We start from the raw sequence: 12797 nt of genomic DNA on the forward strand, positions 1-12797 counted from the left end.
CAGATGAGAAGGTACCTCTTTCTTCCAATTTTACTATTCTGTTCCGGGATTTTCGCGGATCAGGTTCCTATTCCCAAATTGGTCCATAGAGTCACGGACCTGACTTCTACATTAAACGAAGAAGAAGTTTCTAATTTAGAAGATAAATTAAAAACATTCGAAAAACGTAAAGGAAGTCAGGTTGTCTTGGTCATCATTCCAACAACTGGAGATGAGACCATAGAACAGTATTCCATTCGCCTTGCGGAAGATTGGAAAATAGGAAGAAAGGGAACTGCAGACGGAGTTATTTTTTTAGTCGCAAAAGACGATCGTAAAATGCGTTTCGAGATAGGGCGAGGGTTAGAAGGAGCCATACCGGACGTAGTCAGCAAAAGAATACAGTTAGAATACGTTAGGCCTTTATTCAAGGAAGGTAAGTATTTTGACGGAATTGACCAAGGAATAGAAAAAATCCTAGGACTAATAGACGGAGAACAATTACCTGAACCAAGTTCAACCAGCTATGAATCATCAAGCGGGTCGGCAGAAGATGATAATTTTGGACTATATATAGGTGCATTGATCGCAATAGGGATCGCAGTTGGATTCTTATTTAAAAAGTTATTCAGCCTACTCCAGGCAGGAGTCGCGACGTACGCGGGGTATTGGGTGGGAGGATTATTAGGTTTTTCGTTAGAAGTAATGCTTCCACTTTTGGTGATCTTCTTTATACTGCTATGCATCATCTATATTGCGGCTAAAAATCCAGGCTCCGGCGGAGGAAGTGGATGGTCGGGAAGTTCTTGGAGTTCCTATAGTTCCAGCGATTCTGGTTGGAGTTCTTCATCATCTTCAAGTGATTCGTTCAGCGGCGGTGGCGGAGATTTTAGCGGAGGAGGATCCTCTTCGGATTGGTAATTCTTATGAGCAAAAATCCTTCTTTAATCGAAAGACTTATACGCAATATTTTAGCCGGATTCCTTGACTTATTTAGAATAGGAAATGGTCCTTTATCAGGTTTTACTTTATTACGAAAATATTTTAGTCCCAAAGATCTGAGAGAGATCACATCTGCAGTTGCAAATTCTGAAAAAACCCATAGAGGTGAATTAAAAGTAGCAGTAGAAACAAAGATCCCAATTTTCCAAATATTCTCGAATAAAACTGCAAGAGACAGAGCTTTAGAAATGTTTTCTTTCTTAAAAGTTTGGGATACGGAAGAAAATACTGGAATATTGATCTATATTCTTCTTTCCGAAAAGAAAATTGTGACCTTGGCTGATCGCGGGATCTACAAAAAGATAGGACAGGAAAAACTGAATCTGATCTCCACAAAAATAGGAGAAGGTTTCAAGTCCGGTGCCCCTAAGAATGCGGTACTTATCGGGATTAAAGAGCTAACTGAAGAATTAAGTAAACATTTCCCGGCGAGAAAGGAAAATCCGAACGAGATATCAAACGAACCTTATATAAGTTAGAAATATTAGAAACTTCTAATCTTATTCACCATGGAATAAAGACCGTTTCTACGGCTCATGGATAGATGTTTATCCAAGCCGATCTCTTTTAAGAATTCCAAAGATGCAGACTTGATCTCCTCTTTTGTTCTTCCTGAAAAAACCCTTAGGAGTAATGCGATCATTCCTTTTGTGATCGCAGAATCGCTATCCGCTTGGATAAATAATTTGCCTTCTTTTTCTTCCGGAACGACCCAGACCCTGGACTGGCAACCTGGGACCAATCTATCTTCCGTTTTTAATTCCGGGGCCAAAACAGGAAGCTCGTCCCCTATCTCGATCAGCATCTGGTATCTTTCTTCCCAGTCTGCAGCTTCCGAGAACTCGGCGATAATTTCTTTTTGAGCTTCTTCCAGAGTCGGCATTTTTTCCCTCAGGCTAATTTCTTCTAGGCTAAAAACCATGGTTTCCCCGGAAACAAAATAATTTGGAATACTTGTGTTAAGTAAAACCCTATGAAAGCTGGTTCTCGAGATACATACAGTGTTTAACTATATTGACGCAGTCATTTTTCTATCAACCTTAGGTTTGGTCTTAGGAGTTGGATTCTACGTAGGCCGAAAAGAAAACTCAGGAGAAGATTATTTCTTAGGAGGAAGATCCCTTCCTTGGTGGGGAGTTGCGGGTTCTCTTTTCGGAACAAACGTTTCAGCAAACCATATCGTTGGGATGTTAGGAATAGGTTACTCGGTAGGTTTTGCACAAAGTAATTATATGTGGGGAGCTATTCCTGCTCTATTACTTCTTTCTTATATATTTCTTCCATTATATAGAAGGAAAAAAATTTTCACTCTCTCCCAATTTTTAGGAAATAGATACGGAGAATCTTCCAAACTACTCTATTCCGGAATACTTCTGGTATTGATCGCGATCCAATTGGCGGCAGGATTATATATCGGATCAAGATCACTTCTACCTTTCTGGAAAGACCTAGGCTGGGAGAATTTAGGCTACGCAGAAGGTGTACTGTTACTCGGAATTTTCTCTACCGCCTATACATGGTTTGGTGGATTAAAAGCGGTTGTTTATACGGACGTAATCCAATCCATTCTGATATTACTCGCCGGAGTTTTACTCGCCTATCTCACAATCCAACACCCTGCAGTAGGAGGCTGGGAAGGTTTATGGACCAAGGAAGCTATAGCCGTCGCCTCCGAAAAAAGAATGGATCTATTTTTACCAAGCGATCATTCCTCTCTTCCATGGACAGGAGCATTGACTGGATTATTTTTTCTGCATATATTCTATTGGGGGACAAATCAATATGTTGTCCAAAGAACTTTAGGAGCCAAAAGTCTAAGAGAAGCCAGGGCCGGGATCTTAGGAGATGGTTTTTTAACTTTAATAATTCCGTTTTTTACAGTTCTTACTGGAGTTGCCGCCTATCATCTTTGGAATCAAACGAACTTAATCTCTGAAGTAGATCCTGACGAAGCATTTTCTAGATTAGTATCTTTAGTGGTTCCAAGCGGTTATGGCTTTGGAGGATTGATACTCGCTGGCTTATTAGGAGCTATTTTTTCTTCCGTGGATTCTATGTTAAACTCGGCATCCACATTATTCACTGTGGATTTTTACACCAAAATAAAAGAGACCCCTTTAGGAAAAAAGTTCCTAGGAGAAAAATTAGAAGATGAAGAAGCCGTTCGCGTAGGAAGAATGTTTTTGCTCTTCTTCTCCTTCTTAACTATATTTTTAGCATTATTCACTTATACTCCAAATTCTAAAGGGAATTTTTTCTTAGAGATCTCAGGGCAAAGTGCTCATTTCACTTTAGGATTACTTTCCGTATTTCTGGTAGGAGTTTTCTGGAAAAGATCCAATTCAAAAGCGGCATGGGTCACAATACTGATCTGTCCGATCTTATCTATTTTTTTACCTTTTATTTATTCGATCCTCGCTTCCGGAATTCCTGAAATTCAATCCGCATTCGGAGAAAAATTAAATTTTCTGCATAGAGTGTTTATCGTTTCTATTTTCGGGATATTGTCTCAGATCCTATTAAGCCTTATTTTTTCTAAGGATGAAAGTGAAAACAAATCAAGACCTGGGTTTTCTGTCGGAATTCCAACAAAGACTTTTTACTTAACATTCCTCTTTTTGTTTGTTTTCGGACTATTAGTATATTCCAGGATAGGATTGGGTATAAATGCTAAAACATGCGCTTGGACAAGCTTTGCATTTTCAGGATTATTCTTTTTTGGGATCTCTTTATATAAAACGAAACGTTTCCCTAAGAAGTATAGAGTTAGGGCATTTTTTAGGAATGATATATGGGCCGCAGGACTTTTGATCTCTGCGACCCTTTGGTTATACTTTATATTTTCTTAATTTATTTGAACCATTTATTTCTGGCAAACTTCACCAGGAATAGAATTCCGACGGCAATCAATGCTAAAGGAATAATATAGATCAAAGAAAGTATCAGCTTCAGGCCAAGACTTGCCAGATCAATAAACGCATCTCCAAAACTAGGAACTTCCACGACCTTCGGTTTTTTAGGACCGTACATATGGATGCTGATCTTTGCCCAATTGACTCTATCCATAATTTTCCATTTTTCGAACTCGGCAGAGTCGGCAGAATCTTCGGATTGTCCTAATAGTTCTTCAATTTCAGCTGCGTTTTTAGGAGTGGACCTGGCACCAAGATCCGTTCTTCTTGCGATCCTGATCTTCTCTCTTTTGGCATGGATCTGTTCTAATGTATAATTTTCAGTATGGTCTTCTACTTGGATATTTTCCGAAGTGAGAGTGCCGATCTTCTCCAATTCCATCAAAACCTGATATAGATCGGATGACTTTACATGAATGATTGCAGTCATACTTGGTTCGGTGTCCCCTCCCCAATTCTGAAGGCTTTCACTCTGTACGAATCCATACTTGCCCGAAAGTTCTAATAAGAATTTTCGAGCAGCGATAAAATCTTTGGTCTCGAAATTTAGATCTACCTTATATTCTAAAAGGCGACCTATCTTTAAGTTTCCGATTTTAGGAGTGGCAAAGGTTTTGATCTGATCCTCTGGAGCTTCTTCCCTTTCCCCCGCTTTGCCGGCCAATTTTTTCTCGGCCTCCTGCATCGGTTGTTCGTCCGCAGAAGAAGGCATTGGTGCCGCTGCAGACCTAGAGCGTCCGTCTGAAAGTTCTCCGGACTGTTTTTGGGAATTTTCGGCCTTACAGACGAAAAGAAAAGATACGATTAAGATTGAAGTTAGAAAGCGAAACATTCATTTCTCCTAAAAATCCTATACGTCCCGCATCGAACCTCGGACATATTTAGGAAACTTTCTATTAGAAACAAATGGATCGCTTTTTATTCCTTCGGTTTTTATCGAATGTTCGGCTGAAATACTTTCCCTTTCATTTATGGAACGGGGGCAAAGATCACGCCCAGTTTATCAATTTCGTCCCCACTTCTTCCATGAAATCCTACAATTCCCCAGCCATTCGGTGCCGTGTATGTAGTACAACTGGAGGTACTAGATCCTCCCGTAAGAAGTCTCCCAAGGTTCGTGTGGAATTGTGCATAAAAAATACGAGTTTGACCACTTTTTTGCCCACTACAAAGTTTTACTTGGTCTAAATACTCTGTCGTTCCCAAACTTAAAGTTTGCAAACTTCCTCCTGTTCCTCCGTGATTTAAAACTGCTCCATTCGTTAATTGTAAAGAAACCGCATCTACTCTTGATCCGGATCTTAAACTTAATTTCGATGCAGATGGAGAAGAAGGCAGAGAATTCACATCGTTAAACGCAGTTCCATGTGGCCCTCCGAATGCGTCGCTATACAATAAATTCTGCAGCAAAGAATAATTGAATGTAGAAGAGACGGCGTAATGGTCAGAAAGAGGAACTCCAGTCACAGGGTGAACGAATCTTGCATCTTCAATCAAATAAGAGCTAGGTGATAAGGAAATATAGGAATTACCACGATAGAATATTTTATCCACTACCTCGCAGCCTGCACTTGTCCTATGACCTTCGCAGTCCATCAAAGCATCCGCTCCTTGTGTAGGATAAGATCCTCCCCTGATCAATTGGATCCAAACATCGGTAAATCCATGATTGATAAATTCCCTGATATTATCTCCGGATCTAGTGTATCTTGTATTCGTATCTCCCATCACGATCACTGCGTTTCCTGCAGAATTGGATTCTATAAAATTCAGAATTTGTAATACGTTCGACCTTCTCGCAGCAAGATCTGCGGTTTCCGTACTCGCGTTCGTATGCAAATTATACACGTCCAAAAACACTCCCGGCGCGACTTTATGCCTTGCTAAAGTAAATCCCTTAGGAGTTAAACAATCGGTTCCGTTGCATGCATCCCAATCCACTCTCTGGAAATCCGAGAACGGAAAATAGGAGAGAGTATTCAAACCGTCACCTATCCCCATTCCTCCGCTTGTGGCGGATCTATAAGGATGTACATCATTTGCGTACAGACTTGCGTGGTAATTAAAATCCTCCTGGACTTGGATCAGATCGAATGGAGTCATCAAAGGCCCCATATAAGGAGTGTTCTCACTAGGATTCGAACTCGAAAAAGGTTCCAGCAATCCTGCCACGTTATAAGTGAGTAAAGAGAATGTTCCAGTCCCGTTTGCAGTATTAATGACTGCCAGGTCCGAATAATTTGTGTCAATTTTCGTTTGGTCCGGTTTCTGGATCAGTCCCAGTAAACTTTCCGTGTTTATGACCTTCTCCCCGTTACAATTGAGTAGGAATAATAAGATTCCTAACAAAAGGGGGGCTCCCTTTTTGCTTTGTTCGATTTTCATTTTGGATTCTCCGTTTTTGATATCGAACGAGCAGTATAAATATAAGTATTATATTCTAATTAGAAATTTCTTATATGGTCATTTTTTTATATTAGGGAACTCTTTTACCTGTTCCCGCTTCTAAAATTTGAAACCATTCCTCTCTTCCTAGTTGAACTTGAAATGATTTTGCAGCGGATCTAATACGATCCGGTTCATTCGTCCCTAAAACTGGGACTAACTGTGCGGGATGGAATAGATACCAAGAGAATAATACTGCATCGATAGTTGCGCTTTTCTTCTTTGCAATCTCTTCTAATGTTTTATATAAAACAATTTCTTGTTCTGTTTTAGGTTGGAAAACCCTGCCCCCGGCAGTTGGGGACCAGATCATCGGCTTAATCGACAATTCTTGGGCCTGATCGAATACTCCATTTGTCAAAGGATCCGGATAAAATGGATGGAACTCCACTTGGTTTGTAACCAAAGGAAAATCCAATCTGGATTGTAAAAGTGAAAATTGAGAAGGAGTAAAATTAGAAACTCCGAAATATAAAACTTTTCCGCTTTCTTTTAGAGATCTAAAGGTTTTCGCGATCTCGTCCGCATCCATCAAGGGATCAGGCCTATGGATTAGAAGTAGATCTATTTTATCTACATTCAGTTTTTTTAATGAATTTTCCGCAGAACTTATCAGATATTCTCCGGATGTATTATAATGTTTTACCGAAATTCCTGGACGATTTGGCCCAGGTAACTGGATCCCCGCCTTAGTAACTATCTTGATCTTATCTTTTAGCCCAGGCTTGGATTTTAATACTGCGCCGAATTTTTCTTCGTTCCCGTACTCACCGTATAGATCCGCATGATCGAAAGTATCTATCCCGGATTCGAGGCAAACTTCGATCTTTTCTAAAATTCGATCAACACCTGATCCTTTTGGATCCGTATGTAGTCTCCAACAACCGTAGACTAATCTGGAAAAATTTGGACCTTCTTTAGAAAGTGAAATTTTCATTTTCTCTCTCCAGTTGTTAAAGGAGTCACAGGCTCTCTGTCCGGAATTCTGCCTTGGGCCTTCGGTAAAGAAACCGTTTGTATATGAGGCAGCACTTTTTCTGCAAATATTTTACATTCGTCCATCAAAGGATATCCTGAGAGTATAAATGCTCGGATCCCCATATTTATATACCTATTAATTTTTTCTAATACTTGTTCCGGAGTTCCTACAATTGCAGAACCACAACCCGATCTGGCAAGACCGATGCCTGACCAAATATTAGGTTCTATGAATAGATCAGAACCTGCATTCTTCCTGAGTTCGTCTTGTCTTTTGACTCCGGCAGAATTAGAATCCAAGGCTCTATGTTTGAGTTCTTCCGCTTTTTGCAGATCCAATTTGGATAATAATCTAGAAGCTGCATCTTTCGCCTCTTTTTCTGTATCTCTTACGATCACATGGATCCTTAAACCGAAATCAATTTTTCTTCCTGCAGACTTTGCTCTCCCGCTTAGATCTTTCATTGTGTCCGCCAATCTTTCTTCGGTTTCCGGCCACATCAAAAAAACATCACAGTATTCCGCGCAGAGTTGTCTTGCATCTTCCGAAATTCCTCCGAAGTATAATAAGGGTCCCCCATTTGTTTGGTAAGATTTAGAAGGATCAGAACTCAATTTGATCTTATAAAATTCTCCTTGGAAATCGATCTCATCTTTAGTCCAGGATTGTTTTAATATTTCTATAACTTCTTTAGAGATCTTATATCTTTCTTTCGAATCTCGGATCGTACCGGGAAGATCGGATGATATAATATTAATATTCAATCTTCCCTTTAACATATGATCCAATGTAGATATGGTCCTTGCAAGCATTGGAGGATGTATTTCTCCACAACGCACCGCGGTAAGTAACGAAATGTTTTTAGTAAATTGAGACGCCGCAGCAGCGAATGTCAAAGTGTCTTGCCCCACTTGGTAAGAAGAAGGAAGAAGAATATTTTGATAACCTAGCTCGTCTGCGAGTCGGATAATCTCCGCACAATGTTCGAAACTGGATCTTAGTTTTGGATCCGGAACTCCCAGATATTCGTAGTCACCGTTACAAAGATCGCAAAACCATGCCATCTCAACCTTAGGATCTTCCGAACGAATTACAATAGAACTCATGGTATACGTATTTTAGAAGAAGCCACCGAATCAAGACGGATTTGTAGGAATTCCTACAAGAGTGGAAACTGGGTTTAACTAAAAATGGTAAGCTTGATTAAACCGACCTCTAGTTTAGAGAATGAAAAGACTTGCCTTTCCCCTCTACGGTTTTATAAAAGTTTTCATTCTCTAACGGGAGAGCCTCTATGAAAACAAATACAATTTCCCGATCTGGCAAATCCGCAATTAAGAAAGTCTCCGCTAACAAAACTAAGCCGAAAGGTATAGGCCGGGTAGAAAGATCTTTTTTCCCCGGAAAAGAACTCCCCAGGATTTACGGTCCTGGAGACACGAACGCTTTAGAGTCCGGATTTTTACCTGCATGGATCTCTAAAAATAAAAAATCAATCGAAGCAGATCTATTAGAATATGGCGCAGTATTATTCAGAGGTTTTCAAATTTCCTCCGCCCAAGAATTCGAAGACGTTGCTCTCAGCTTGGACAAAAATTTAAAGACCGACTATTTAGGAACTTCTCCCAGAAACAAAGTTACTCAGTTTGTCCATACAGCTAGCGAACTTCCTCCTCATTATCCGATCATGCAACATGCTGAGATGAGCTTTTTGGATAAACCTCCCCGCAAACTGATGTTTTTCTGCGCTGTTGCACCTAATGCAAACGGCGAAACTCCAATTGCAGACCTACGAAAAATATACGAGGATCTGGATCCTGATCTATTGAAAAAGTTCGAAACTAAAGGAGTGAAATATATCCGCAAATACGACGGACCGAATGCTTCTCGTTATAATCTTTGGAAAACAAAACGTTGGGACGAAATGTTCTCCACTAAAGAAAAAAAACAAGTAGAGAAGATTGCCGCGCAGCAAAGATTCCAAGTAGAATGGTTACCGGAAGACGGATTAAAACTCACTAATAAACAGGTTGCCGTCCGTAAACACCCTATCGCCAAAACAAAAGCATGGCATAATCATAGCCAGGTATTTCACCAAGACGCGGCAAGATTAGAATATGCAAAAATCCTAAAACAACAAGGAACTATCCGTAGCTTTATCCTAGCGGGAGTTCTATATGTTCTTACATTCTTAAAGAAGAAGTTAGTAGAGCCGAAAGACCAAGACACAAATGTGATCTTCGGAGATGATTCAGAGATCAGCGTTTCCGAGATAGGAAAGGTAAGCCAGGCATTCTGGAAACACTTATCCATATTTTCCTGGCAAAAAGGGGACGTTCTTTTGATAGACAATTATTCCGTTTCCCACGGAAGATTACCATTCTCCGGACCAAGGGAAATTTTAGTCACCTGGACGGACTAAAATATAGTTTAAAAAAATCTAAAATATTAAACGGCAGCGGGCTGCTCATCCGCTGAAGGAAATACATGCAAGATTACGATTTAGTCAGATTGAATTTCAGTCCAGGAGGACTTTTTGTCCTGAATATATGTTTGGGACTGATCATGTATGGGGTCTCTTTAGAATTAACAATCGCCGATTTTACGAACTTAAGAAAACAGCCTAAAGCTGCAATTGTAGGTCTATTTTCCCAATTAGTCTTATTGCCTGCGATCACCCTAGGCTTACTATATATCTTAAAACCTCACCCGGGTTTGGCTTTAGGAATGATCTTAGTGGCTGCCTGCCCTGGCGGGAATATGTCCAATTTTATCAGCCTTCTTGCGAAAGGAAATGTTCCTCTTTCTATTTCGTTAACTGCGACTACGACGGTTCTAGCTTGGTTTTTTACCCCATTTAACTTTTTCTTTTGGGGAAAACTATATACCCCTGCAGCAGATAGATTAAAGGAGATCAGCTTAAATCCTGTAGATGTATTTCTTTCTATTTTTCTAATATTGGTCTTACCTTTAATTTTAGGCGCTCTTACGAATCGTTTTCTTCCTAAGGTTGCTTCTTCTTTAAAAAAGCCGATGAGGATCGGCTCCACAGTTCTGCTAGGTATTTTTATATTGATCGCATTCGTTGGTAACTGGAAATCCTTCGTAGACTTCGGACCTGTTTTGTTTTGGCTGGTACTTCTTCATAACGGCTCCGCCTTAACGGTAGGATATCTTGCCTCTTGGATCGCAGGCCTCGCTCATAAAGAAAGAAAAACAATCTCTCTTGAAACAGGACTACAAAACTCAGGGTTAGGACTTATCTTAATTTTTACATTCTTCCAAGGGATTGGATCCATGGCACTCATCGCAGCTTGGTGGGGAGTATGGCATTTGGTCAGCGGACTTCTTTTAGCTGCTATTTGGGGAAGAGAAAAAACTAACTGATCTTCATACTAGTCAGAGATACGGAACTCTGGATGATATCATTATAAAAACGGATCTCTTCCTTTTCCTCTGCTAGTGCCAAAGCATATAACATCGGAAGATAATGTTCAGGTGTAGGAATTGCAATCTGCACTGCAGTCCCTAATTTTTGATAATTCGCTAGGCTTTTCCAATCTCTTTTCTGGATTAGATCCTTGAATGTTTCATTCGCGTCCAATGCCCAGTCATGTGCCTTGTCTTGGTTTTTCCAATCATAAAGGCGTAAATTATGGACAAGGTCTCCGCTTCCCAAAACAAGCACACCTTGTTCTCGAAGTTTAGATAAAGACTTTGCAAATTCGTAATGCCATTCTCCAGGCTTGGTAGCATCCAAACTCAATTGAACTACCGGAATATTTGCCTTAGGATACATATTCCTAAGAACACTCCATGTCCCATGATCCAATCCCCAAGAATCATCTTGGATCACTTGTGCATCTTTGGATTTAGAAAGTTCTTCTGCAAGTTTTGGATCTCCAGGTGCAGAATACTGCACATCAAATAATTCCTGAGGGAATCCATAAAAATCATGAATAGTAGGAGGAGATTGGTTAGAGGTTACGTATGTTCCTCTTGTAAACCAATGAGCAGAAATGCTTAGGATCGCTTTAGGTTCCGGAAAATCTTTCGTAGATTCCGCCCATGTATCGGCTAACGGATTCGGTCCGAGAGCGTTCATTGGACTTCCATGGCCTACAAAAAATACCGGTAATTTCTGCATCGTTTTTTCTCCTCTTATATTTTCAAAAAACCTATGGATCGCGGCCGAACCGAATAAAAGTCCGGCTATCCCCATTAGGAAATTTTTTCGGTTCAATATCATACGATTAAAATATCATTTTTTAAAACGATATCATTTAGACTACTTGTAATAACCATAGTTACAAGAAATTCTATTTTTTTACTGAGAATTGAAATTAAAATCCGAATTATTTTCCTTTGTAAAGTTCGAAAACCTTAGGTCGGATCTTGGATTTGGAAAAATGTTGGTTGGAAGCTGCTTTACCTTTTCTTAATTTTTTCTGCTCTTCCAAAGGCAAAGAAGCGATCTTTTGGCATTCTACAGAGCAACAATTATCGAATTTTTCCGAACATGATAAACATTGGATAAATAGAATATGGCAAGCAGGATTCGCGCAATTGATATGCCTTGCAGATTTTTGATCACATTGGTGGCATTCGCTTAGGATCTCATTTCCTACGGTTTCTTGGAGTCTCGCGTCGAACACGAAATTTTTCCCCTTAAACTTGGAGTCCAGTCCCTTCTCCTTAATTTCGGAAGCATAGGAAATAATTCCTCCATGCAACTGATACACATTTTGGAATCCATGATGTTTCAGATAAGCGGAGGCTTTCTCACATCTGATCCCGCCGGTGCAATACATTACAATTTCCTTATCCTTTTTATCCTGCAGAAGATCTATTATTAGAGGTAACTCTTCTCTAAACGTATCTGCCTGAGGAAGTAACGCTCCTTCGAAATGTCCTATCTCAGATTCATAATGATTGCGAACGTCCACTACGATTGTATCTGAAGATTCCAATTTTTTATTAAATTCTTCCGCGTTTAAGTGAGTCCCCACATTGGTTACATCAAAAGTATCATCTGCAAGACCGTCCGCTACGATCTTGTTGCGGACTCTAATGTCCAATTTTAAGAATGAATAAGATTTTTGTTCCACTGCGATCTTGAATGGAACATTTTTAAATTCTTTTCTGGCATCTATTGAATCCCTGAATTTTTGAACATTGAATTCAGGCACGGATAATTGAGCGTTAATCCCTTCTCTTGCGATATAGATCCTTCCGAGCACCCCTAAAGATTCCCATTCTCTATACAGTTCGTTACGGAGAAGGTCCGGATTTTCTAAGATCACATATCTATAAAAGGAAATAGTAGTACGCTGGAAATCCTCCGCCTCGATCTTCTTTCTGAGAATATCCTTACTATAAATATTATGAAGAGGTTTATGTTTCATACGAGAGTGGATCTTTCCTAAAAATTAGGATTTGTTGGACCTCCTAACTGGCAAGCCCAAAAACCGAAATTTAGA

Annotated in this window: 12 protein-coding genes; 5 read left to right on the top strand and 7 right to left on the bottom strand. The window is 39.9% G+C overall.

All coding sequences use genetic code 11. The features are described 5' to 3' along the window. Nucleotides 1-3: 3 nt before the first annotated feature. Both EHO58_RS09150 and EHO58_RS09155 read left to right on the top strand, forming a co-directional pair. Nucleotides 4-900 (top strand): TPM domain-containing protein, encoded by an 897-nt coding sequence (locus tag EHO58_RS09150; protein WP_135679713.1) that lies wholly within the window; start codon nucleotides 4-6, stop codon nucleotides 898-900. Between the two features lie 5 nt (nucleotides 901-905). After that, the gene (locus EHO58_RS09155) at nucleotides 906-1460 is read left to right on the top strand and encodes a TPM domain-containing protein (RefSeq protein WP_135679714.1); all 555 of its coding nucleotides are present in this window, start codon (nucleotides 906-908) and stop codon (nucleotides 1458-1460) included. 5 nt (nucleotides 1461-1465) lie between these two features. Here the strand turns inward: EHO58_RS09155 and EHO58_RS09160 are convergent, their stop codons facing one another. Then, nucleotides 1466-1864 (bottom strand): SufE family protein, encoded by a 399-nt coding sequence (locus EHO58_RS09160; RefSeq protein WP_100723019.1) that lies wholly within the window; start codon nucleotides 1862-1864, stop codon nucleotides 1466-1468. Between the two features lie 118 nt (nucleotides 1865-1982). Here EHO58_RS09160 and EHO58_RS09165 point away from each other — a divergent pair, with 118 nt between their 5' ends. After that, nucleotides 1983-3830, top strand: a complete 1848-nt coding sequence (locus tag EHO58_RS09165; protein ID WP_167483204.1) for an SLC5 family protein — start codon at nucleotides 1983-1985, stop codon at nucleotides 3828-3830. A 1-nt stretch (nucleotide 3831) separates the two neighbouring features. On the opposite strand, the gene EHO58_RS09170 is transcribed toward EHO58_RS09165, so the two are convergent. From EHO58_RS09170 to EHO58_RS09185, 4 genes are all read right to left on the bottom strand, one after another. Continuing rightward, a complete protein-coding gene (locus EHO58_RS09170; RefSeq protein ID WP_135679716.1) occupies nucleotides 3832-4725 on the bottom strand; it encodes a DUF4349 domain-containing protein in 894 nt (297 codons plus the stop codon). Between the two features lie 137 nt (nucleotides 4726-4862). Next, the gene (locus EHO58_RS09175) at nucleotides 4863-6278 is read right to left on the bottom strand and encodes a jacalin-like lectin (protein WP_135679717.1); all 1416 of its coding nucleotides are present in this window, start codon (nucleotides 6276-6278) and stop codon (nucleotides 4863-4865) included. A 91-nt stretch (nucleotides 6279-6369) separates the two neighbouring features. After that, nucleotides 6370-7275, bottom strand: coding sequence for an aldo/keto reductase (locus EHO58_RS09180; RefSeq protein ID WP_135679718.1), 906 nt, complete (start codon nucleotides 7273-7275; stop codon nucleotides 6370-6372). Continuing rightward, complete coding sequence (locus EHO58_RS09185; RefSeq protein ID WP_135679719.1) at nucleotides 7272-8423, bottom strand: LLM class flavin-dependent oxidoreductase; 1152 nt, start codon at nucleotides 8421-8423, stop codon at nucleotides 7272-7274. The genes EHO58_RS09180 and EHO58_RS09185 overlap by 4 nt, the downstream gene beginning before the upstream one ends. A 188-nt stretch (nucleotides 8424-8611) precedes the next feature. On the opposite strand from EHO58_RS09185, the gene EHO58_RS09190 reads away from it, so the two are divergent. Together EHO58_RS09190 and EHO58_RS09195 are read left to right on the top strand one after the other, a co-directional pair. Then, a complete protein-coding gene (locus EHO58_RS09190) occupies nucleotides 8612-9739 on the top strand; it encodes a TauD/TfdA family dioxygenase (protein WP_135679720.1) in 1128 nt (375 codons plus the stop codon). A gap of 65 nt (nucleotides 9740-9804) precedes the next feature. Beyond that, nucleotides 9805-10704 carry a bile acid:sodium symporter family protein gene (locus EHO58_RS09195; RefSeq protein ID WP_135679721.1) on the top strand — a complete coding sequence of 300 codons (900 nt, stop codon included), beginning with the start codon at nucleotides 9805-9807 and terminating at the stop codon, nucleotides 10702-10704. On the opposite strand, the gene ygiD is transcribed toward EHO58_RS09195, so the two are convergent. Together ygiD and trhO are read right to left on the bottom strand one after the other, a co-directional pair. Further along, nucleotides 10697-11566: a 4,5-DOPA-extradiol-dioxygenase gene (gene ygiD / locus EHO58_RS09200; protein WP_135679722.1), complete on the bottom strand. Its 870-nt coding sequence runs from the start codon at nucleotides 11564-11566 to the stop codon at nucleotides 10697-10699. The genes EHO58_RS09195 and ygiD overlap by 8 nt on opposite strands. Before the next feature lie 106 nt (nucleotides 11567-11672). Then, nucleotides 11673-12722: an oxygen-dependent tRNA uridine(34) hydroxylase TrhO gene (gene trhO, locus EHO58_RS09205; RefSeq protein WP_135628711.1), complete on the bottom strand. Its 1050-nt coding sequence runs from the start codon at nucleotides 12720-12722 to the stop codon at nucleotides 11673-11675. Nucleotides 12723-12797: the final 75 nt, after the last annotated feature.

Source organism: Leptospira selangorensis, from assembly GCF_004769405.1.
Classification (GTDB): Bacteria; Spirochaetota; Leptospiria; order Leptospirales; family Leptospiraceae; genus Leptospira_B; species Leptospira_B selangorensis.